Here is a 22,368-nt window from a genome sequence, read left to right on the forward strand (position 1 = left end):
CCATCGACAACGATGGGCTTTTGCAACCGAAAGGACGATGCCATGACCGACATCATCAAGAACTTCTGGAAAGACGAGGAAGGCGCCACCGCCATCGAGTACGGCTTGATCGCCGGCCTCATCGCCGTGGGGATCGTGGTGGGCGCCACTGCGCTGGGCACCAATCTGAACGGCCTGTTCACACGGATCGCCACCAAGCTCACCGGCTTCACGCCCTGAGCGCCGGCTCCGGCGCGATCCGAGTGGGCCCGCAAGGGGTCGGCCCGATGCGCGATCGCCATGCCGGCCACCGGCCCCGAGGCAACTTGCAAACCGAAAGGACCATGACATGACCGAAACGATCAAGAACTTCTGGAAAGACGAGGAAGGCGCCACCGCCATCGAGTACGGACTGATTGCCGGGCTGATTGCCGTGGGGATCGTCGTGGGCGCCACCGCGCTGGGCACCGATCTGAACGGACTGTTCAACCGGTTGGCCACCAAGCTCACAGGTCTTGCGCCCTGAAGATGGAGCCGACCTCGCTATGGCTATGCGTCTGCATCACATGGCTCGCAACGATTGCGGCCATGGATCTGCGCATCCGCCGCGTGCGCAACTGGATGGTGCTGCTCGGCCTGGCCACAGGCGCTGGCGCACTGGCCAGTGGGGCCCAGCCGTTCCAGGTCTCGGCCTGGAACGCGCTGGCCGGCATGCTGGCGGGGTTTGCCGTACTGCTTCCTTTCTATGCACTGCGCTGGATGGGAGCGGGCGACGTCAAGTTCGGCGCGGTCGCGGGGCTGTGGTTCGGGTGGGGCTTCGACCTGCTGCTGATCTGGACCGGCGGCAGCCTGCTGGCCGGCCTGCACGGTGTACTGGTTCTGTCGCTGCGCCACCTTCGGGACAGCCCCACCGGGCTGTGGCTGCAGGCACGGCTGCCCCTGTCCAGCGCCGCCCTGTCCTGGACGGCCCGCCTGGCGCCCCTGGGCGCGACGCCCCGGCCCGCAGGCGCCACCGATGGACCGCGCCAGCCCCAGCGCTCCATCCCCTATGCCGGCTACATGGCCATTGCGGCCATCGCCCTGGCCTGGCGCCACAGCCAGCCACTTGTCTGAACCGGAGATGCCCATGCCTGTCACCTGCCTGCCTCCACGCCGTCCATGGACCGGCTCCGCCACACGCCATGGCCGTGCGCTGCCTGGACGCTTTCCTGCCCTGGAGGAGCTTCTCCGCCATGGCAGGAAAGCGCCAGGGCAGCCCCCGGCCCTGAACACCGTCGCAACGCACTTGCACCAGGAGTCCCAGCCATGAACCTCACCAAGATTCTTGCCGGACTGCTGGTGGGGCTTGCCATCGTGCTTGCGGGCCTTGCCTGGATGCTGGGCAGCCAGCCCGCACGCCCCGTGGCTGCCCCCTCCCCCGCGGCCTCGTCGCAGCCGGCCCCCGAACCGGCCCAGCTGCACGCCGTCGTGGTCGTGGCCCAGGCCATTGCCGCAGGCCAGCGCATCGGCAGCGACGATGTGAAGCTGGCCCAGCTGCCTGCCCCCGTGCCGGGCAGCTTTGCCGCAACCGACGACGTGCTGGGCCGCACCACGCTGATGCCGCTCACACCGGGCACCCCGCTGTTCGAGCAGCAACTGCTCAGCGGCCTGGCGCTGCAACTGGAGCCGGGCCAGCGGGCCGTTGCGATTGCCATCCGGGAGCAGATGGCCGCAGGCCACCATGTGCGCCCCGGTGATTTTGTGGATGTCTACTTCACGCTGGACGGCAAGTCCGACCAGGCGCCCGTGGACGCGCAGACCCGGCTGCTGCTGGCGCGCAGCCGCGTGCTGGCCTATGGCGCCGGCAGCGTCGAGCGCCCGCCCCTGTCGGCGGCCCAGCGCCAGGCACAGCAGGACAAGGAGTCGTCAGGCTCGCCGCTGCGCCGCGCCAGCGCCGGCGATCAGGCAGGCCAGCGCCCGGAGAACGTGCAATCGGCCGTGCTGGCCGTGCCGCTGGACGATGTGGAGCGCCTCACGCTGGCCGAGAAATTCGGCCAGCTCACCCTGGCCCTGCGCAACCCCGACGACCTGTCCGTGCCCGATCCCAAGCTCTTCGCCGCCCTGCCCGGCGCGCTGCAGCCGGTGGCCGGCCGCCTCAGGAAGGACCAGACGCTGGAGGGTGCAGACCGCGCCTTCGCCGGCCTGCGCATGCAGGACCTGGCCACCGGCGCCGACGCCAGGAACATCCGCAAGCCGGCCGCGCAGCCCATGACGGCCCTCGCGCCCGCCGTGCGGCCGCAGCCGCAGCGGGCCCCGCGCGAACGCACGGTGGAGCTGCACAACGGAGCGGCCGTGCAGATGGTGAACTACTGACAACACACAACAAGAGGGAGATGCCATGAAGTGCAAGAACATCTCGACGGCCGGGGCAACGCCGCTGCAGAGGGCGGTCTGGACGCTGTGCGGCAGCATGGCCTTGCTGGCCTTGACGCCAGCGGTGTCTGCCCCAGCGGACACCGCTGCCGGCCAGGGCATGGCCAACCCTGGTGCCGGCGACATGCTTCCTGGCGAATCCCTGCAGCTGGTGGCCGGGCGCCAGCACCTGATGGCGCTGGCCGACGCCCCGGTCCGCATCGCCGTGGGCGACCCCAATGTGCTGGATGTGAAACTGCTGCGCGCCACGCCGGGCTCCGGCGCCAGTGCCGGCTCCGGCTCCGGCTCCGGCGGAACCGAGCTGCTGCTCACGCCCAAGGCCCAGGGCAGCACCAGCTTGGTGGTGTGGCCCCGCAAGGGCGGCGTTCCCCAGCGCTGGGAGGTTCAGGTCAGAGGCCAGCACCTGCTGCTGGAAAAGCGGCTGGCCTCGGTCCCCGAGCATGCCCAGGCCGTGGCCGAACTGCGCCTGGGCGCGCCCGCCCAGACGCCGCTGGTGGACAACGCGCAGATCGATGTCAGGAGCAACACCGTGCAGGTGGACGTGCAGGTGGTGGAGTTCAAGAAATCCGCCATGAAGCGCGTAGGCGTCAATATCTACAGCGGCGGGCGCAACAACCAGGGCTTCAGCTTCGGCAGCTTCAGCCCCGGCGTGGTCGGCAGCATCAGCACCAATACCAACGGCACGGGCACGGGAACGGGCAATACCGGGTCGGGCGGTACGGGCTCGGGCAACACGGGATCGGGCAGCGTGTCCAACAACACCTCCTCGGCCATTGCCAGCGCCATGAGCCTGGTGATGACCTTCGGCAAGGCCTTCAGTGGCGCCGGCATCGTCACGCAGCTGAGCATCCTCGAGGGCAACGGCATGGCCCGCGTGCTGGCCCGGCCGACCCTGCTGGCACAGACCGGCCAGAACGCCAGCTTCCTGGCCGGCGGCGAGCTGCCGATTCCCGTGCCTGCGCGCGACGGCAACATTGCCATCCAGTACAAGGAATTCGGCATCAAGCTGCAGCTGACGCCCACCATCCTGTCGGACGAGCGCATCGCCCTGAAGGTCTCGCCCGAGGCCAGCGACCTGGACTTCAACAGCGGCGTGACCATCAGCGGCGTCACCGTGCCCGCCATCCGCACGCGCCGCGCGGACACCTCGGTGGAGCTGGCCGATGGCGAGAGCTTCGTCATCGGCGGGCTGGTCAGCCGCGCCACCACCTCCAACGTCAGCAAGGTGCCCGTGCTGGGCGACCTGCCCATCCTGGGCACGTTCTTCAAGAACCTCAACTACACGCAGGAAGAGACCGAGCTGGTGATCATCGTCACCCCGCGCCTGGTCCACCCGCTGCCCGCCAGCACCAACCTCGAAGCCCTGCTGCCGGGCGCGCGCTCCGAGCAGCGCAACGCCGGCAAGGTCTGGCTGCCCTACCTCGCCGGCGGAATGAACCAAGACACCGCCGTACCCGGTTTCTCGTACTGACGACATGACAAGCAAGCCCACCGCAACCGATTCGCCTGTGGACGCCACAGGCTCGCCGGCCATCGGCTCACCCACCTCGCTGGAGACATTGCTGGGTCTGCGTTCCTCGACCTCGCTGGCCGGCAAGCTGCAGCCCGCCACCGACGCGATGGCCCAGGAAAAAGCGCTGCTGGACAAGGCGCTGCTGGACAAGGCGCCACCGGACAGGATGGCGCCGCCCCATGCCGCAGCGGCGTCCGCCGCTGCATCGACTGCCGCGCTGCGCCAGCCGCCACAGCCGCTCGACGATGTGCTGGAGATGGAGCTGCTGTTCATCCATGCCGGCACGCCCGAAAGCGCGCTGGCCCAGTCCTGGATGCAGCGCATGCTGGACGGCACACGGCTGCACGTGGCGCGCTTCCAGGACAACATCACGGAGCAGGTACAGCGCTTCATGCCGCATGCCATCTTTGTGCATTTCGACCCGCTGTCCACCGACGAGGCCGCCCATCTGGCCTCCCAACTGCACATCTCCCACCCCCACCTGCCCTGCGTGGCCGTGGGCCGCACCAAGTACCCGCAGTGCATGCTGGCCGCCCTGCGTGCCGGCGTGCAGGATTTCCTGGACGTGGACGCGCCCGTGCAGACCGCGCTGCAGACCGTGCGCGAGCTGATCAAGCGCATGCCGGCACCGCAGTCCAGCGCGCCCAGCGCGCCGCTGACGGCCATCCTGTCCGCACGCGCGGGCCTGGGCAGCAGCCTGCTGGTCTCGCACCTGGCCTGGTATCTGCAAAAGCGCCTGCACGGCCGGATCGAGGGCAAGGAAATCAGCGCCAGCGAAATCAGCAACGAAACGCTGGACGGCCTGCTCATCGACCTGGGCAATCCCAGCGGCGACTGCTCCCTGTACATGGGAACGCAAAGCGACTTCGACTTCATCGAGGCCGTCAACAACCTGCGCCGCTTCGACCGGCGCCTGGCCTCCACCGGCCTGTCACGCCACGAAAGCGGCCTGCGCATGCTCACGCTGCCGCGCCAGTCCAGCCGCCTGCGCGATGTCTCGTATGCCGACGTCGATGCCCTGCTGCTGCGCCTGCGCCAGTACTTCCGCCACGTGATTGCCGACCTGGGCGCCGTCGTCCCCACCCACCTGGCCATGCGCGTGGCGCTGCGCGCCAGCCAGGTCTGGGTGGTCTGCGACCAGAGCGTGGCCAGCGTGGTCTCCACCACCGAACTGCTGCGCCAGCTGGACGAGCAAAAGATCGAGCGCGAACGCATGCACCTCATCGTCAGCCGGCACGACAGCCAGCTCGAACTGGAGGCCCAGCAGATCGCCAGGCAGCTGCAGCTGCCGCTGCTGGCCACCATCCCCGAGCGCCGCCGGGAGCTGGCCCAGGCCGTCAACCAGGGCCAGCTGCTGCCCAGCCGCCTGCAGCGGGAGCCCTATGTGCAGGCCGTGGACAAGCTCGCCACCTTGCTGATCACCACCCACCACCAGGCCCATGCGGGCGATCAGGCCGCGCCCGCCCGCGGACTGAACCGTTTCTTCCACCGAACAAGAAGCTGAACGCACCATGACGACCACGGCTTATTCCCATCTGGCGGACGCACAGGCCAGCGAGTTCGAGCAAAGCGCGCTGTTCCTCGACCTGAAGAACCGCACGCACGAGCATTTGCTCAGCCGCATCGAGGAGCTGGGCGCCGAGTTCGGCCGCTGGTCGCAGGCTGCCATCGCGCAGTTCGTGCTGATGGAGCTGGACAGCTTCATCCGCCTGCACTCCGTGCCCGTCAACGAGCAGGAGGCGCTGCAGGTGGCGCGCGCCCTCACGCGCGAACTCACGGGACTGGGACCGCTGCAGCCGCTGCTGGAGGACCCCCGGGTCGAGGACATCCTCATCAACGGCCATGGCAACATCTACGTCTCGCGCGGCGGCGTGCTGCAGCGCGAGACCCTGCACTTCAAGGACGACGAGCATGTGCTGCGCATCGTGCGCCGCATCCTGGCGCCGCTGGGCCGGCGTCTCGATGAATCCAGCCCCATGGTCGATGCCCGCCTGCCCGATGGCGGGCGCATCAACGTCATCATCGAGCCGCTGTCCATCGACGGCCCCTCGGTCTCCATCCGCAAGTTCCGCAAGGACCCGCTGACGCCTTCCGAGCTGGTGCAGCTGGGCACCTTCAACCACGACATCTGCCGCATCCTGGAGATGGCCGTGCAGGCGCGCTGCAACATCCTGGTCAGCGGCGGCACCAGCTCGGGCAAGACCTCGCTGCTCAACGCGCTGGCCAGCTTCATCCCCTCCAGCGAGCGCATCGTCTCCATCGAGGACACGGCCGAGCTGGCCCTCAACCACAACCATGTGGTGCGGCTGGAAAGCCGCCCCGGCGGCTTCGACGGCTCGGGCCACGTCAGCATCCGCGACCTGCTGCGCAACAGCCTGCGCATGCGGCCCGACCGCATCATCGTCGGCGAAGTGCGCGGCGGCGAAGTGCTGGAGCTGCTGCAGGCCATGAACACCGGCCATGACGGCTCCATGGGCACCATCCACGCCAGCTCGCCGCGCGAGTGCCTGTACCGGGCCGAGATGCTGGCAGGCTTTGCGGGCTTCCAGGGCAGCGAGGTCAGCCTGCGCCGCCAGATCGCCAATGCCGTGGACTTCATCGTGCAGATCGGACGCCTGTCCAACGGCCGCCGGCGCCTGCTGTCGCTGACCGAGGTCACGGGCATGACCGACAACATGATCTCCATGCAGGAGCTGTACCGCTACGAGCCCCAGGTCGGCGGCGACGGGCAGGAAATCGACCACTGGGTCTCGCTGGGCATCTCGCCCCACTCGCCCAAGCTGCTGAGCTGGTGGCGCTCGCAGCAGCAGGCAGGCAGCGGAGGCGTGCGATGACAGGCCTGGCACCCGTGATCCTCATCCTTGGCGCGCTGGCCTGCCTGCTGCTGGCACTGGCGCTGTGGGTGATCATGCGCGGGCGCCGCAAGGAGCATGAGCAGTCGATCAACCTGCACATGAAGCGCAGCGTGGACGGCCACCGGGAGGTGATCTCGCCCTCCCCGCCCATGGCCGAGCCCGCCTTCCGCGCCCCCGCGGCGCAGTCCGCGCCCTCACCCGCTGCCGTGCAGTGGCTGGCCCAGCGGCTGGGCGTCCAGTCCTGGGGAATCTCGTCCAACACCCTGGCCCTGTTCGCCATCACCGGCCTGGTGCTGGCCTTGCTGGCGACCAGCCAGGCAGGTGCTGCCGCGGGGCTGGTGGTGGCCGTGTTGTATGCCGTGGTGCTGGCCTTCGGCATCTGGCGGCGGCAGGCCAAGCGCCGCGAGAGACTGCTGCAGCAACTGCCCGGCTTCCTGGACAACATGGTCCGCCTGATCTCCATCGGCAACTCGCCCCATGCGGCCTTCCAGATGGCGCTGAACAACGTCCCCGATCCGCTGGGCGACGCGCTGCAGCAGGCGGCGGCCATGCTCAGCGCATCGCCCGACCTGGGGCAGGCCATGGGCCAGCTGGAGCGCAACTGGCGCCTGCCCGAATTCGGCCTGCTGGCCGCCGTGTTCCGCATGAGCGTGCGCTACGGCGGGCGCGCCGACCTGGTGCTGGAGCGTGTCTCGGCCTACATCCGCGACCGCCAGTCCGCCGAGCGCGAGCTGCATGCGCTGTCCTCCGAGATCCGCATGTCGGCCTGGGTGCTGGCCCTGCTGCCCCTGGTGGTGGGGACGCTGATCATGGTGATCAACCGCGGCTACTTCATGCGCATGTGGAACGACGACAGCGGCCAGACCATGGTCCTGGTCGCCGCCGCCCTGGAGGCCCTGGGCGCCTTTCTTCTCTACCGGCTGGCCAAGCTGAGGTGAACCCATGACAGCACAGGCACAGGCCCACCCATCCGTCTGCGCAAGGAGCCACGCATGACCACGCAGCAACTGTGGATCGCCAGCATCAGCCTGGGCGCGCTGGGACTGGTGCTGTGGGCCTGCGCCCTGGTGTGGAAGCTGTGGCGCTCGGCCCGTGCCTCCAGCCAGGTCGCCAGGATATTGCAGGCGCGCGATACCGCATCGACCCCGAAGGCCGCCACGAAGAGCGCCCTGCAGGCCAACGACGCGCAGCTGCTCAACCCGCTGTCCATCAACGTGCGCTCCTCCGATTCGCCACAGGCGGTGGCCGCCAACCTCCCGCCCCCGGCCTGGCTGCAATGGGGCGTGGCCAAGGCCTTGCTGGCCGATGAGGACCGCAAGCTGCTTGACCAGGCCGGCGTGGGCACGCGCAACGGCAGCATGGCCTATGTGGCCAGCCGCATGGTGCTGTGCGTGGTCCTGCCCCTGCTGGCGCTGGGTGTGCTGCGCCCCGGCGAAAACGCGGCGCTGATCTACGGCTTTCTCGGGGTGAGCCTGGGGCTCATGCTTCCCAAATGGTTTCTGCGCTCGCGGGCCAAGGGCCGGCGCGAGCAGGTGGTCGAGGAACTGCCGCTGTTCGTGGACCTGCTGCGGCTGCTGCAGGGCGTGGGCCTGAGCGTGGACCAGAGCCTGCAGATCCTGGCCTCGGAATTCAAGAGCGTGCTGCGCGTCATCAGCGGAGAACTGGCCCTGGCCAACCAGCTCTACAACACCGGGCGCACGCGCGAGCAATCCTTCCAGCGCATGGTCAACATGAGCGCCGACGACGATATGAGCGCCATCGTCAACCTGCTGGTGCAGGTGGACAAGCATGGCGGCGCCGTGCAGGAGCCGCTGCGGGAATTCAGCATCCGGCTGCGCGAAAAGCGCCAGGCCAGCTTCAAGGAAAAGATAGGTTCCATCACCGTCAAGATGACGGGCGTCATGGTCCTCACGCTGCTGCCCGCCCTGCTCGTCATCACGGCGGGCCCCGGCTTCCTGGCCGTGATCAGGGCATTGACCACCATGGGAGGACGCTAGGCATGCGACACCAGGAAAACACCCGCGCAGGGCGGACGCCAGCACCGGCACCCCTTGCAACCCTTGCAACCCTTGCAACCCTGGCAGCCCTGGCAGCCCTGGCCTTGGCCCTGGCCGGCTGCGCCAGCAAGGGGCCGCAGGGCTACGGCGCCCCTTCCGCGCAGCAGGAAACCGCCGCCCAGGCCCAGCAGCAATTGCAGAACGCCCAGCAGGCCACCCAGGTGGACAACGCCCAGACCTATCTGGACCTGATCACGCAGATGCAGCAGGCGGGCCAGTGGTATGCCTCGCTGGCGCACACCGAAGCCTTCGAGCAGCAGTACGGCGTGAACCCGGAGTCGCGCCTGATGCGGGCCGATGCGCTGCGCAACACCGGCCAGGTCGAGCAGGCCCGGCAGGCCTACCTGGCGCTGCTGCAGGGCGCCACCACGGCGCGGGCGCGGCGCGGCCTGGGCCTGCTGTACGCAAGCCAGGGCCAGTATGGCCAGGCCGTGGAGCAGCTGGACAAGGCGCGCCAGCTCAACCCCATCGACGCCAACGTGCTCAGTGACCTGGCCTACGCCCACATGCTCGACGGCCGGCTGGCCGCCGCGCAGATGCCCATCATGCAGGCCTCGCAACTCGCCCCGGCCAACGCGCGGGTGCAGCTGAACATGGCGCTGTTCTGGCTGGCCAGCGGCAACCAGGCCCAGGCGTCGCAGCTGCTGCGCCAGCTGGCCCAGCCCCAGGCAAAGGGCGCCCTGCCCATGATCGACCAGACCTCGCTGCAGACCCTGCAGGCACAGCTGACCAGCGTGCGCGATGCCGTGCGCCTGCGCGGCGACAGCCTGCCCGCAGAGGTCGGTGCCGGTGCCGCTGTGTCCAGCGCCCCTGTGCTGCCTTCTGTGGTGCCCCCTGCACTACCCCCTGTGCCGACCCTCGGCACCCGCCCCGAAGCACGCGCCACCGAGGCCCTGCCCGAGACCCTGCCGGCCGGCATCACCCGGCGCATTCTTCTTTCCGAGCCGCCCGGCGCCGCAGGCGCAGCACCGGCCTCGCCACTTTGAGGAGCACGACATGCCAGACACATACCGCATGGCCCCACCGCGCCGCACTGCAGTCGCCAACGCTCTGGCCCCCTGGCTGCTGGCCGCCGGCCTGGCCCTGCTTCCCACGGCCGCGCTGCATGCCCAGGCCTTCGGCGAAGTGCAGAGCCCGCCCGAGCAGGTGGATGCACGGCCCCATGTGTTCGCCGAGCCCTCCACCGACTCCATCCTGGTCGGCTACACGCTCTACACCAACCCCGATGGAACCGTGATGTACCTGCCCCGGCGCGAGATCGACATCGGCGGGGGCACCCTGCGGCTGCTGGAAATGCAGCACAGCCAGCCGGGCCAGCGTGCGCGCCCCATCGCGGGCGAGCAGGCGCGGCGCAGCTATGCGCGCTACCTCAAGAGCTTCGAGACGGAAATCCCTGCCCTGTACAAGACCGGCGTCGAAGCCGGCGGCAAGAACTGAGGCCGGCCCCGGCCACGGCTTGCAGGAACGACCATGACCCGGCGCCAACCCCGCGCTCACCGCCCCCACCGATCTGCCAGCCTGCGGCAGCGGGGGGTGTATGCGCTGGAGTGGGCCATCATCTTCCCGGTGTTCTTTGCCCTGCTGTATGCCTGCATCAGCTACGGGCTGGCGTTCCTGGTGCGCGAATCCATGCAGGCCGCCGCCGAAGACGCCGCGCGGGCCACGCTGCGCTACCAGACCAGCCGCAGCGCCCGCCTGGACGCGGCCCGCAGCCTGGTGCAGCAGCGGCTCGACTGGCTGCCCGCCGACCTGAGGCCCACGGCTGGCAGCATCGACGTGCGCATCTGCAGGCTGCAGAACAGCGAACTGTGCTCGGCCACGCTGACCTGCGGCGTGCTGGTTGCCGAACGCTGCATGGTGCGCGTGGGCTTCACCATCCCTTATGGAACCAGCCCGATAGCGCCCGCCCTGCCGGGCTTCGGCCTGGTCATGCCCACCACGTTGACGGCCAGCGCCAACATCATGGTGGACAGGGGGGGGCTATGAAGCTCCCCCTGAGTCGCTTCGCGCCTTCCCCCTCTCTCGCTTCGCGGGAGGGAGGCATACGGGCCACCGGCGACACCCGCGGGGCAGGGCTGCACAGGCGGCAGCGCGGCGTGGCGGCGGTGGAGTTCGCGCTGATCGCCGGGGTGATGGTGATGCTGCTGATGGGCATGTTCGTGTACTGGCGCGTGCTGCAGGCACAGCAGTCGCTGGCGCGTGCCACGGGCGATGGTGCGCGCATGGTCCAGCATCTGGCGTTTGGCGGGATGGCGGGCTACAACCCGGCCAAGCCAGCCGAACGCGCCAACATCCTGCAGGCCACCAGCGATGTGGTGAACCAGAGCCTGGCGGCCAGCGGCATTCCAGCGGGCACGGCGCCCACCCAGATACAGATCAACTGGGGCACTTCCCAGGCCACGCTGAGCGTGGTCTACATGCTTCCCCCCGTGCTGGGCCAGGGCCTGCAGGTGGGCAGCCAGACCTTGGGCGAACCCACGCGCCTGGAGTCCCGCAGCCTGATCAGGCTTGCGCCCGGCAGCTAGACAGGAGGACCAGAGCATGCTCACCCACCTCCCCGCATACGCACACCGCCCCCGAACGCTCCGGCAAGGGCGCCGACAAGGGCGCCGGCAAGGCGGCAGCCTGCTCGTGCAGTTCGCCCTGCTGGGCTCGGTGCTGTTCCTGTTGCTCGGCGTCGTGGACCTGGGCTACATGTACTACGCCAAGCGCGACCTGCAGCGCATTGCCGATCTGGCGGCCACCCAGGCGGCCCAGGCCATCAATGCCGAGCGCAGCAACCGCGCCGCATGCGTGACGGCGGGCGAGGACAGCATCACGGCCAACTGGCCGGTTCCCCTGACCCGCAGCAGCGCCCAGACCCTGGTCAGCTGCGGCAACTGGAACCCGGCGGACCCGGCCAGGCAGTCCAGCGGCGGCCGCTTCTTCGACGCCGCCTCCGGCCCGCTCAACGCGGCGCGCGTCACGGTGGGCGGCACCTCGCCCACCATCTTTCCCGGCACCTGGAGCCGCCTCGTGGTGGCCGAGGCCATTGCCATGCGCAACGACTCGGTGGCGTCCTTCCAGGTGGGCTCGCAGCTGCTGCGCTTCAACAAGGACACGCCGCTGGGCGGGCTGCTGGGCCTGGTGGGGCTGGACGTGGGCATGCTGACCCTGCTGGACTCCAAGGGCCTGGCCGACGCCAAGATCAGCCCGGCCGGCCTGCTCAAGGCCCTGGGCGTGAACCTGGGCATAGAGCAGCTGCGCGCGCTGTCGCCCGAGGGCCTGGCCAACATCGCCAGCGTCACCCTGCTGAACGTGATCGATGCCTCCATCAGCGCCATCACCGACAACGCGCTGGCCGTGCAGCTCAACGCGCTCAAGACCCAGATCATCAACGCGGGCCTGAGCACCATCAAGATCCCGCTGGGCAGCCTGGATGACCAGAAGGGCCTGTTCGCCTTCCTGGGCGCCGGCCGCACCGATCCGCTGAACGCGGCCATGGACGTGCAGCTGGGCATCGGCGACGTGCTCAAGACCGCCATCGCCATCGGCGCCAACGGCCATGCGCTGCAGGCCAACCAGCTCGATGTGGCCGGCCTCATCAAGGCCCAGCTGACCATCGTGCAGCCGCCCACCATTGCCGTGGGCCCCGTCGGCACGCAGGGCTACAGCGCTCAGATCCGGCTGAACCTGAACGTGGACACGGACCAGTTGCTGGGCGGCGCGCTCAAATGGCTGGTCAAGGACATCCTGGGCACCCAGGTCAAGCTGCCCATTGCCGTGGACATCACCAACGCCACGGGCACGCTGACGGCGCTGCAGTGCAGCGCCAGCCCGCAGACCATGGACCTGTCGGTCAAGTCCTCCATCCTCAACGCCTGCGTGGGCAAGATGGACCCGGCCAACAAGCAAAGCTGCGAGAAGGGCCTGCAGGACGAGCAGCTCATCACCCTGCTGCACCTGCCCGTGCTGACCGGCAAGCTGTGGGTGCCGGCCCTGGAGTACACCGACTCCACCACGGGCCTGGGCATGGAGCCGGGCTACGAAGATCCGGCCGACCCCAACTGGTCCAAGACCAACCGCTCCACGCAGGTGAACCAGCTGGCGCTGGGCGACACGGTCGACAACATCGTCACGGGCCTGCTCAACCTGCTCAGCGGCCTGCTGCAGCCGCCGGGCACCACGCCCACCGACATCACCACGCGGCTGCTGGAGTCCTACCTGGATGCCGCCAAGGTCAACGGCCTGTACAACGTGACCAGCGTGACCAACCTGCTGCTCAACGGGCGCGGTGTGCCCGGCGACCCGGACTACATGCCAAAGCTGCTCACCTCCAACTTCACGTTCAACAACGCCATCGCCACATCCTGCTTCCTGTTCGCTTGTCCCTCCTCCAGCTGGCCCAGCGGCACGTTCTCGGCCGCCCTCAACTCCTACACCAGCGTGCCCGGCGGACTGCTGGATGTGCTGGGCATCTCCACCTACGACAACGGCTACCAGAGCTGCGCGGGCCTGCTCAGCTCGCTGCTCAACTGGAACGGCTGCGTCAAGCACAACGTGACCAAGCTGCTGACCTCGCACCCGCAGTACCTGTACGCGATCAACGCCAACAGCCCCGAGATCCAGTCCCTGCTCAACCGCGACAACAACCTCACCTGCACCGGCGCCCTGTGCACCCTGCTCAAGCCGGTGATCACCGGCGTGCTCAAGCCCATCCTCAATGGCGTGGGCGGGCTGCTGACCACGGTGCTCAAGGACACGCTGGGCCTGGAGGTAGGCCGCACCGACATCAAGGCCCTGTCCATCGGCTGCGACACGGCGCAACTGGTTTTTTGAACTGCACAGGCCATCCAATCCATGAATCGACAACGAGGGAATGCAACGTGAATCTGGACGAGCTCGTCATCTATGTCTGGGAAGGCCAGGCCGACATCGCCGAGCGGGTGGAGCGCTGCGTGCTCAACCTGGGCGTGGACGTGGTGCGCGCCGACGGGCTGACCCTGCCCGCCGACACCAGCGAGCTGGGCAATGCGATCGCGGTGGTCAGCGTCTCGGTGCTGGAGGGCGCGCGCTTCACGCGCCAGGGCGTGGAGGGCACCTTCGGCATGCCCGTGCTGTGGGTCAGCGCCAAGCAGCGCGACGCCAACGCCGGCACCTATGCCATGGAGTACTCGCATGTGCTGCCCTTCGACTTCACGGGGGCCGAGCTGCGGGCCATGCTGGTGCGCATACTGCGGCGCATGCAGAGCAACCAGCGCCAGGTGCAGCGCTCGGAGGACATCATCGCCGTGGCCGACTGCATGCAGCGCCTGCTGCGCGACGTGGACACCTTTGCCGACTGCGAGCACAGCGTGCTCATCATCGGCGAGACCGGCGTGGGCAAGGAGCGCATTGCCGAGCGGCTGCACGAGCGCAACAACCGCTACGGCCAGGGCCCCTTCGTGGTGGTCAACTGCGGCGCCATCCCGGACGGGCTGTTCGAGTCCCTGTTCTTCGGCCACGCCAAGGGCTCGTTCACGGGCGCGGTCAATGCCCACAAGGGCTATCTGGAGCAGGCCAACGGCGGCACGCTGTTCCTGGACGAGATCGCGGACCTGCCGCTGTACCAGCAGGTCAAGCTGCTGCGCGTGCTGGAAGAGCGCGCCATCACGCGGCTGGGGTCGGCCGCCGCCGTGCGGCTGGATTTCCGGCTGGTGGCGGCCACCAACAAGCCGCTGCGCGGGCTGGTGCGCGAGGGACGCTTTCGCGCCGACCTGTTCTTCCGCCTGGCCGTGATCGAGCTGCAGATCCCCAGCCTGGAGGAGCGCGGCGAGGCCGACAAGCTGGCCATCTTCCACGCCATCCTGCACAAGGTGGTGGGCGAGGCCACGATGAAGGAGCTGGGCGAGCCGCCCTTCTTCATCCTCGACGCCGTGGCCCAGATGTACTTCCCCGGCAATGTGCGCGAGCTGCGCAACCTGGCCGAGCGCATCGGCGTGGCCGCCCGCCAGACGCGCGACTGGAACGCCGACGGCGCCACGCAGCGCATCCTGCAGCACGCCCAGGCCCTGTCGGCCACCACCTTCCCGCCGGACGCCGGCGCCGCCGAGCCCCTGCTGGCCGACCGCAGCAACTGGGACATGGACGAGCGCAACCGCATCATCGCGGCGCTCAACACCAATGACTGGAAGCGCCAGAACACGGCCCAGCACCTGGGCATCAGCCGCAAGGTGCTCTGGGAAAAGATGCGCAAGTACCAGATCAGCGACGGCGAGCCCGAAGTGCCCGTGCCGGGCTGAGCACGCCCTCCGACACATCCCATCCCCCACGCCATGGAGACTTCCACGAACATGCAGGACAAGCCGGTCATCATCTTCGTCAGCGCCGTCTACCCCAGCCAGTACAGCCTGCTGTGCAGCCACCTTCGCGCCAGCGGCGCGGCCGACAGCTGGTTCATGACCATGCCCGGCCATGCCGAGAACTACGCCAGCCAGTGCGACCACCTGCTGTCGTTCCGGCCCGATGGCGACATCGTCGGCCCGCAAAGCTACTACTACTCCAGCAAGGTGGAGCGCTCGGCGCGCATAGGCCGCGGCCTGCTGCAGGGCCTGCAGGCCTTCGAGAAGGAAAAGGGCAAGCGCATCGACGTGGTGGTCGCCCACTCGCTGTGGGCCGCGCCCAACCTGCTGTACGGCGAGATCGATGCCGCCATCGTCAGCTACATCGAATTCCCCAGCTACCGCGTGCATGGCAACGAGCCCGACTACCCGCCCGACCTGTCCCAGCGCCTGGCCGACCGCAACATGGAAATGCTGCACTACCACCAGGTGCTGTGCAGCGACCTGACCATCGCGCCCAGCGCCCATGCGCGCTCGCTGTTCCCGCCGCTGCTGCAGGAGCGCGTGGCCGTGCAGTTCGAGGGCTTCGACATCCAGGCCCCTGACGAGCAGGCCGAGCCGGTGCCGCGCCAGGACGCGCGCTTCACCGTGGCCTTCTCATCGCGCGACCTGTCCAGCTCCAAGGGCTTCGAGACCTTCATGCGCCTGGTCGACCGCCTGGTGCGCGAGGGCGATGGCCAGCAGATGCGCTTCATCGCCCTGGGCGACCCCACGGCCGTGACCTATGGTTACGAACAGCAATGGGTGGAGCGCCGCTACCAGGGCAAGGTGGCCAGTTTCCGCGACCATCTGCTGCAGATCCACCCGGCCGCACAGGTGGTGGAGTTCCCGGGCAAGCTACCGTACGACGAGTTCGCGCGCACCCTGGCCTCGGTGGACCTGTTCCTCTACCCGCTGCGCTACGGCGTGGCCAACTGGGGATTGATGGAGATCCTGGCGCGCGGCGGCTGCGTGATCGGATCGAACTGGGGCTTTGTGCCGGAGCTGGTGCAAAACGACGTCAACGGCCTGCTGCTGCCCGACAGCGACGACGCCTGGATCGGCGCCATCCGCCAGCTGCGCGACGACCCGGCCCGGCGCCAGCGCTACAGCCGGGCCGCGCGCGAGACGGGCAAGCGCTTTCACATCTCCAACGTGGCACCGCGCTTCATGGACCTGTTCCGCCTGGCCATGGCGCGGCGCAAGGCGAGCCCGCTGATGCTGGAGTAAGGTGCAATGCGGGCCGGGCTCGGCCTGCGTTCAGGTGCGGGTCCTTGCGCGCCTAGGCGGCGGACAGCGCCGATGCAGGGGCCCCGACAGCGCCGACAGCGCCGACGGCCCCGACAGCCCCGCCGTCGGCAGCCGAAAGAGCCGTCACACGGTCCATGCCACTCCAGCTCAGGGCCATGCTCAGTGCCATGTCCAGCGCGTCGCCCTCCTGCGCCTCGGACGCCTGCAGCACCTCCAGCACATCGGCAACGCACACCACCTGGTCGAGCAGCCCATGCAGCGATGGCCGGGCTATGAAAAACCCCTGCACGCCATGCGCCCCCGCAAGCGCCACGGCCTCCATGCCCTGGGCGGACTCCACGCCTTCCACGATCACGCAGGCGCCGCGGTCGGCGCACAGGCTGATCAGGCCCTGCAGCATCCGGGCCGAAGGCCGGGCCTGCAGGCTCTGGTCCAGCACGGACTTGTCGATCTTGACGATGTTGGCGCGCAGCTTGCCCAGGATGTCCAGGCCGCCGCGCCGGGGCACGATGTCGTCCAGCGCCACGCGCACGCCCAGGATCTGCAGGTGCCGCACCAGGCCCAGCGCGGCCTTCTCGCAGGGGAAGACACCGGTCTCGGTGATCTCCAGCACCAGGCGCTGGGCGATCTCGGGCCGCTCCTCCAGATAGTCGAACACGCCTTCCCACCAGGCCTCGTCGCAGAACGAGGCGGCCGACAGATTGCAGCCCAGGCTGTGGCCGGTCTTCATCTCCAGCGCCCCTATCACCGACCACAGCACGCTGCGGTCCAGCCGCGCGGCCAGGCCCAGCCGCTCCAGCGCCTCGATGGCATGGGGCACGGCATAGTTGTCGTAGGCAGAGAACACGCTGCGGCGCAACAGGCACTCGTGGTAAAGCGTGCGGCCCGTGCCGGTCCCACTGCCTCCCCCTGCCATGCCCCCGGGCTCCAGCAGCGTCACGGGCTGGAATGCCAGCGCCAGATGGCCCAGCCGCAGATCGTCCAGCAGGCGGCCCGCCAGCTGCATGTCGGCCTGGTAGCCCTTGATGAGCCTGGCGGGCATTCTGCGCACCGCCATGTCCTGGCCGCCCGCCGTGGCGTGGCCCTTGCCGCGTATCTCGTGCAGCCCCGCGAAGGAGACGCAGCCCAGCGCCTGCACCTCGGCCCGCAGATAGGCCTGGCGCGAGCCGTGCACCACGGGCTCGCTCACCAGGGCGGACTCCAGCGCATGCATCCAGCCATGCCGGGCATGATGGCCGGGCAGCACCGTGTCGGCCAGCGTGCGGGGGTCGAACCCGCGAACCAGCAGCGTATCGCCCGCGCGCTCCAGCGATTGGGCATCGATGCCCAGGCCCTTGAGCCGGTCCATGCAGGCCTGCATGGCCTCGTCGCAGAAACCGTTGCCATAGACGCTGCGCCAGGCCTGCAGGGGCGGCAGCCAGATGGCCAGATCCAGGGGCATGTCGCTGTGCGAGGGTTCGATGATGTCGTGCATGGTGAGCGCCTTCGTTCAACGGCCTGCAATGGGTTGTGAATAGCAGTGAAATCCGATCGCCCTGCGCCCCCGGCCGGCCGGCCCGCCGCCGAGCATGCCGCCATCCACGGCCGACAGCGCCAGGTCCACATGGCCGGCCACCAGGTCAAAGACCACCGAGCAGGCATCCGCCTTGCGGCTGAAATACGCCAGCGTGGCATCCGTTCCGCCGGCAAAGCTGCCCAGCAGCGCCTGCCCGTCCTGCTCCTGGAACACCGCCTGCGCGCTGCCCTGCTGCGGCACGATGACCCGGTCGCCCTGCTGCAGCAAGGCGCCGGCCTGCGCCACGATCACATCGCTGCGCCGCACGATGCGCACGCCCTCGCTCACCCGCGTGAGCAGCGCCACCGGCGCCGCCTGCGCCACCTGCGCATGGGGGCTTCCGTCGCCCGCCTCGCGCGCAGCGGTGCGCGGCACGGCGGCAGACGCAAACGACGCGGGTACGTTCAACGGCTTGCTGCGCGCCCTTTCCGGGTAGGCGCGCAGTCGCGGCAGGGGCATGCCTGCAAACGACAACGAGACAGCGGCCATGGTTTCTCCTCCGAAAGACAGCGATCAATGGGGCGGCCGGCGCAGCACACGGTTTTCCAGACACTGCGACAAGCTTTTTGCATCCTGTTGCAACAAGCGTGCCATGGGCCTGGGCGTCTTCATCCGACGCAAAGCCATCTGTAACCTATTGATTTATTTGGGCACTCAGGCGCAGCCGCCACTGTGTCACCCCGCAGCGTTACGGGCGATGTCACGTAACGCCGGCACGCCACGGCGTTACTTTCACGGCGGCTGCGCAGGACGACGCTGCCCTGGCTGCCAGGCGCGGCCCCCCTTTCGGTGTATGTTCCAGCGCATCACTTCAGGAGCCGGCCCTGTCCCCGCAAAAGTCCATCCAACGGGATCTGGTGATCCTCTGGCTCACCATCTCGGCCGTCGCCCTGGTGCTGGCGTGGCTGCTGTTGCTGTTGACCCGGCAGGGCACCGAACCGCAGATTGCCCGCGCCCGCGACGCCGCAGGCGTCAGCTGCAGCGCGCTGCAGGCCGGGGCCGTGCGCATGGGGCTGGCGGGGCTGACGGCAGATACGCCATCTGCCCAGGCCCGGTCCGCCGCGCAGGCCGTGCTGGACCTGGCGCTGCGCGAGCGCCCCGGCATGGAGGGCGGCTTCTGGCGCGAGGGCCCCGGCGTGGTGGCCTATGCGTTTCCCACCTATGACGGCTCGGGCATCAAGCGCGATGCGCCCAGTGCGGAGATGGAGCGCATCGCCTCCACCGCCCAGCGCGCACGGGACAGCGCCGGGCTGGTGACCGACCTGCGCCCCGGCCTGCGCGAGGCGGTGGTCTTTGCCGCCTGCCCGGCCCAGGCCGATGCGCCCGCCCTGGTGGCCTGGACGCTGATGCGCGTCCCCCTGATCAGCGCCGACGTGGTCAACCCCCTCATCCTTGCTGTCAGCCTGCTGCTGGGCATGGTCCTGGTCTCGGGCCTGTGGCTGGGCAGAATGCTGCGGCGCTGGCAGCGGCAGTCGGCACAGATGGAGCAGCAACTGCTCGGCGCCGAACGGCTGGCCACCCTGGGCCGGCTGTCGGCCGGCCTGGCACACGAGATCCGCAACCCGCTGGGCACCATGCGCATGAAGGCCGAGAACGCCCTGGCCGCGCCCGAGCCACTGCGGCAGGCCCGCAGCCAGGGCGCCCTGGAGGCCGTGCTGGCACAGACCGCGCGCCTGGAAGACCTGGTATCGAGCCTGCTGGCCTTGACCCAGCCCTTCCGCGTGCACCCGGAGCCCGTGGACCTGCAGCAGCTGCTGGACGAAAGGCTCCAGGCCCATGCAGAAATGGCCCAGGCCAGCGGCGTGCAGCTGGCAACGGCGGTGTCCGCCGGCCTTGCCCGGGACCTGCAGGAAGGGCGCCGCCCGCTGCTGGACCCCGCACAGATGGCCCGCGCGCTGGACAATCTGCTGCTCAACGCCCTGGCGCACACGGCGGACGGCGGCCGGGTGGAACTGGGCGCGGACCGGGACGCCAAAGGCTGCCTGCGGCTGTGGATTGCCGATGACGGCACCGGCATCGCGGCCGAACTGCGCGACACGCTGTTCGAGCCCTTCACCACCGCACGCCCCGGCGGCACCGGGCTGGGATTGGCGCTGGTGCGCGAAATCGTCCAGGCCCACGGCGGCCGGATCGCCCTGGCCAAGACTGCACAAGGCAAGACTGCACAAGGCACCCGCATAGAAATGGAATTTCCATGGCCCGCATCCTGATCGTGGACGACGACACGGCCTTCCGTGAAAGCCTGGCCGAGATGCTGGGCGACCTGGGCCATGGGGTCAGCCAGGCCCCGACCGTGGCGGCGGGGCTGCAGATCCTGCAGGCCGGGTCCGTGGATGCGGCCATCGTGGACCTGCGCATGCCGGGCGAGGACGGCCTGGCCTTCCTGCGCAAGGCCCGCGGCCTCTCGCGGGCGCCCTGCATCATGCTCACGGCCTACGCCAGCGGCGGCAACACCATCGAGGCCATGCGCCTGGGCGCCTTCGACCACCTGACCAAACCCATCGCCCGCACCGCCCTGGTTGAGGCCCTGGACCGCGCGCTGCAAGGCGCAGGGCCGGCCCAGGACTGCGGGGACGGCCAAGCCGGCCAGCCGCAGATGCATGACGATGGTGAACTGGTCAGCGGCAGCGAGGCCATGCGGCAGGTCTTCAAGCGCATCGGCCTGGCGGCGGACAGCGACGCCACCGTGCTGGTGCTGGGCGAGACCGGCACGGGCAAGGAACTCGTGGCGAGGGCGCTGCACCGCAACAGCGCCCGGGCGGAGCGCCCCTTCGTGGCCGTCAACTGCGCGGCCATTCCGGCAGACCTGATGGAAAGCGAACTCTTCGGCCATGTGAAGGGCGCCTTCACGGGCGCCGCCAGCGACCGCGCCGGGCGCTTTCGCGAGGCGCAGGGCGGCACGCTGTTCCTCGATGAAGTGGGCGACATGCCGCTGCCCACGCAGGCCAAGATCCTCCGGGCGCTGCAGGAGCGCGAGATCACGCCCGTGGGCGCCAGCCGGGCGCTGCCCGTGAACGTGCGCATCATCGCGGCCACGCACCGCGACCTGCCGGACGCCGTCAGGCAGGGGCGCTTTCGCGAGGATCTCTGGTACCGGCTCCAGGTCGTGCCCGTGCACCTGCCGCCGCTGCGCGAGCGCCTGGGCGACGTGCTGCTGCTGGCCGAGCATTTCCTGCGCCAAGGAGGCGGCGCCTCGCCCAAGCGCCTGGGGGCCGACGCCGCGCGCCTGCTGCTGGCGCACGACTGGCCCGGCAACGTGCGCGAGCTGCGCAACGCCATGGAGCGCGCGGCCCTGCTGTGCCCCGGGCCGGTCATCGGGCCCGAGCACATCGGCCTGCAGCCTGCGGCGGCGAACGGCCCCGCCATCGACTGGAACGGGCCGCTGGCCCCCGCCGTCGCCCAGCTGGAACGTGAAATGGTCACGCGCGCCCTGGCCGCAACCATGGGCAACCGTGCCGAGGCCGCACGCCGCCTGGGCCTGTCGCGCCAGCAGCTGTACCGCAAGCTCGCGGAGTTCGGCCTGGGTTGAGGCAGCAGCGGGCACAGGCGCCGCCTGCGGTGTCCGGATGGGTGACACCCCCTGTCGCCATCTCGGACACATGGCCCGAACCAGCGACCGCAAGCCCTTGATTTCATGAGGCTTTCGGATGGCATGGCGCTTGCATTGGACTGTGCATGTCCATCGCCAACCCAGGAGCCATCATGACCCGTCTCACCCTTTCTTCCGCCGCCCTGTGGCTGGGTGCCAGCGCACTGAACGCGCATGCCGCCCCGCCCCTGCCTGCCCACGGCCCTGGCGCGCCCCACGCGGCCATGCCGCACGCGCAGGCCGTGCTCGAGAGCCCAGTCGCCCGGCTGCTCACCAATCCTTACGGGGAAGTGGACGGGCTGCGCCTGACCGACGGCACGGTGGTCCGGTTCCCGCCCCACATGGCCGATGCGCTGACGACCGCCGTGAAGGTGGGCGACACGGTGCGCATCATCGGCCGCAGCGAAGCCGGTGGTGCGGTCAAGGCCGACGCCATCGTGAACACCGCCACCGGCCAGACCGTGTATGACCAGCCACCGGAGCCCGGCCGCGCCCGCCCCATGCCCCCGCACCTGCGCATGGCCGGACTGCAGACGCAGCAGGCCCAGGGCCGCATCGAGGCCGTTCTCACCGGCCCGCGCGGTGATGCCAACGGCGTCATCCTGTCCGACGGCGCCATCGTGCGCTTTGCCCCCCATGCGCTGCAGCAGCCGCTGCAGCCGGGGCAGCTGTTTGCCGCCTCGGGCCTGGGCACGCGCAACGCGCACGGCACCTCGCTGGAGGCCATCAGCATGGGTGCCAGCCTGTCGGACCTGCAGCCGCTGTACGACCGCGCGCGCTGACGCCACCGCCCGGTCCCCGGGGCCGGGCGGGTTCCTG

21 protein-coding genes are annotated in these 22,368 nt (G+C 69.4%); 19 read left to right on the plus strand and 2 right to left on the minus strand.

Annotation, left to right across the window (positions count from 1 at the left end; all coding sequences use genetic code 11):
- The first annotated feature begins 42 nt into the window (after window positions 1-42).
- From AAN986_RS21690 to AAN986_RS21765, 16 genes are all read left to right on the plus strand, one after another.
- A complete protein-coding gene (locus AAN986_RS21690) occupies window positions 43-219 on the plus strand; it encodes a Flp family type IVb pilin (RefSeq protein ID WP_016450680.1) in 177 nt (58 codons plus the stop codon).
- Window positions 220-328: 109 nt separating this feature from the next.
- A complete protein-coding gene (locus AAN986_RS21695; RefSeq protein ID WP_016454539.1) occupies window positions 329-505 on the plus strand; it encodes a Flp family type IVb pilin in 177 nt (58 codons plus the stop codon).
- A gap of 2 nt (window positions 506-507) precedes the next feature.
- On the plus strand, window positions 508-1,092 hold the full coding sequence (locus AAN986_RS21700) for an A24 family peptidase (protein ID WP_080649882.1): 585 nt from the start codon (window positions 508-510) through the stop codon (window positions 1,090-1,092).
- A gap of 192 nt (window positions 1,093-1,284) precedes the next feature.
- Window positions 1,285-2,331, plus strand: a complete 1,047-nt coding sequence (gene cpaB / locus AAN986_RS21705) for a Flp pilus assembly protein CpaB (RefSeq protein WP_016450677.1) — start codon at window positions 1,285-1,287, stop codon at window positions 2,329-2,331.
- A gap of 25 nt (window positions 2,332-2,356) precedes the next feature.
- Window positions 2,357-3,862 (plus strand): pilus assembly protein N-terminal domain-containing protein, encoded by a 1,506-nt coding sequence (locus tag AAN986_RS21710; RefSeq protein WP_046239029.1) that lies wholly within the window; start codon window positions 2,357-2,359, stop codon window positions 3,860-3,862.
- A gap of 4 nt (window positions 3,863-3,866) precedes the next feature.
- Entirely contained in the window at window positions 3,867-5,408 is a 1,542-nt protein-coding gene (locus AAN986_RS21715) for a pilus assembly protein CpaE (RefSeq protein WP_016450675.1), read from the plus strand.
- Between the two features lie 7 nt (window positions 5,409-5,415).
- A complete protein-coding gene (locus AAN986_RS21720) occupies window positions 5,416-6,738 on the plus strand; it encodes a CpaF family protein (protein WP_016450674.1) in 1,323 nt (440 codons plus the stop codon).
- The gene (locus AAN986_RS21725) at window positions 6,735-7,697 is read left to right on the plus strand and encodes a type II secretion system F family protein (RefSeq protein ID WP_047218964.1); all 963 of its coding nucleotides are present in this window, start codon (window positions 6,735-6,737) and stop codon (window positions 7,695-7,697) included. Before AAN986_RS21720 ends, AAN986_RS21725 begins: the two co-directional genes overlap by 4 nt.
- A gap of 54 nt (window positions 7,698-7,751) precedes the next feature.
- On the plus strand, window positions 7,752-8,756 hold the full coding sequence (locus AAN986_RS21730; protein ID WP_047218965.1) for a type II secretion system F family protein: 1,005 nt from the start codon (window positions 7,752-7,754) through the stop codon (window positions 8,754-8,756).
- 2 nt (window positions 8,757-8,758) lie between these two features.
- The gene (locus tag AAN986_RS21735) at window positions 8,759-9,802 is read left to right on the plus strand and encodes a tetratricopeptide repeat protein (protein ID WP_349335482.1); all 1,044 of its coding nucleotides are present in this window, start codon (window positions 8,759-8,761) and stop codon (window positions 9,800-9,802) included.
- A gap of 10 nt (window positions 9,803-9,812) precedes the next feature.
- Complete coding sequence (locus AAN986_RS21740; RefSeq protein WP_047218967.1) at window positions 9,813-10,253, plus strand: DUF3613 domain-containing protein; 441 nt, start codon at window positions 9,813-9,815, stop codon at window positions 10,251-10,253.
- A gap of 33 nt (window positions 10,254-10,286) precedes the next feature.
- Window positions 10,287-10,802 carry a TadE/TadG family type IV pilus assembly protein gene (locus tag AAN986_RS21745; RefSeq protein WP_012203988.1) on the plus strand — a complete coding sequence of 172 codons (516 nt, stop codon included), beginning with the start codon at window positions 10,287-10,289 and terminating at the stop codon, window positions 10,800-10,802.
- Entirely contained in the window at window positions 10,799-11,341 is a 543-nt protein-coding gene (locus AAN986_RS21750; RefSeq protein ID WP_013803760.1) for a TadE/TadG family type IV pilus assembly protein, read from the plus strand. Before AAN986_RS21745 ends, AAN986_RS21750 begins: the two co-directional genes overlap by 4 nt.
- Window positions 11,342-11,447: 106 nt before the next feature.
- A complete protein-coding gene (locus tag AAN986_RS21755) occupies window positions 11,448-13,634 on the plus strand; it encodes a TadG family pilus assembly protein (protein WP_241150402.1) in 2,187 nt (728 codons plus the stop codon).
- Window positions 13,635-13,681: 47 nt separating this feature from the next.
- Window positions 13,682-15,076 (plus strand): sigma-54 dependent transcriptional regulator, encoded by a 1,395-nt coding sequence (locus tag AAN986_RS21760; RefSeq protein WP_016450343.1) that lies wholly within the window; start codon window positions 13,682-13,684, stop codon window positions 15,074-15,076.
- Window positions 15,077-15,109: 33 nt separating this feature from the next.
- The gene (locus AAN986_RS21765) at window positions 15,110-16,384 is read left to right on the plus strand and encodes a glycosyltransferase (protein ID WP_203399850.1); all 1,275 of its coding nucleotides are present in this window, start codon (window positions 15,110-15,112) and stop codon (window positions 16,382-16,384) included.
- Between the two features lie 52 nt (window positions 16,385-16,436).
- Here the strand turns inward: AAN986_RS21765 and AAN986_RS21770 are convergent, their stop codons facing one another.
- Both AAN986_RS21770 and AAN986_RS21775 read right to left on the minus strand, forming a co-directional pair.
- Complete coding sequence (locus AAN986_RS21770) at window positions 16,437-17,879, minus strand: EAL domain-containing protein (protein WP_047218971.1); 1,443 nt, start codon at window positions 17,877-17,879, stop codon at window positions 16,437-16,439.
- A gap of 15 nt (window positions 17,880-17,894) precedes the next feature.
- Window positions 17,895-18,449, minus strand: coding sequence for a hypothetical protein (locus AAN986_RS21775; protein ID WP_277849529.1), 555 nt, complete (start codon window positions 18,447-18,449; stop codon window positions 17,895-17,897).
- A gap of 368 nt (window positions 18,450-18,817) precedes the next feature.
- On the opposite strand from AAN986_RS21775, the gene AAN986_RS21780 reads away from it, so the two are divergent.
- The 3 genes from AAN986_RS21780 to AAN986_RS21790 all read left to right on the plus strand — a co-directional run bounded on the left by AAN986_RS21780 (window position 18,818) and on the right by AAN986_RS21790 (window position 22,331).
- Window positions 18,818-20,170: an ATP-binding protein gene (locus AAN986_RS21780; RefSeq protein ID WP_047218973.1), complete on the plus strand. Its 1,353-nt coding sequence runs from the start codon at window positions 18,818-18,820 to the stop codon at window positions 20,168-20,170.
- Window positions 20,155-21,489, plus strand: a complete 1,335-nt coding sequence (locus tag AAN986_RS21785; RefSeq protein WP_047218974.1) for a sigma-54 dependent transcriptional regulator — start codon at window positions 20,155-20,157, stop codon at window positions 21,487-21,489. The genes AAN986_RS21780 and AAN986_RS21785 overlap by 16 nt, the downstream gene beginning before the upstream one ends.
- Window positions 21,490-21,662: 173 nt before the next feature.
- Window positions 21,663-22,331: a hypothetical protein gene (locus tag AAN986_RS21790; RefSeq protein ID WP_047218997.1), complete on the plus strand. Its 669-nt coding sequence runs from the start codon at window positions 21,663-21,665 to the stop codon at window positions 22,329-22,331.
- The last annotated feature ends 37 nt before the right edge of the window (window positions 22,332-22,368 follow it).

This window comes from Delftia sp. DS1230 (assembly GCF_040112715.1).
Taxonomy (GTDB): domain Bacteria; phylum Pseudomonadota; class Gammaproteobacteria; order Burkholderiales; family Burkholderiaceae_C; genus Comamonas; species Comamonas tsuruhatensis.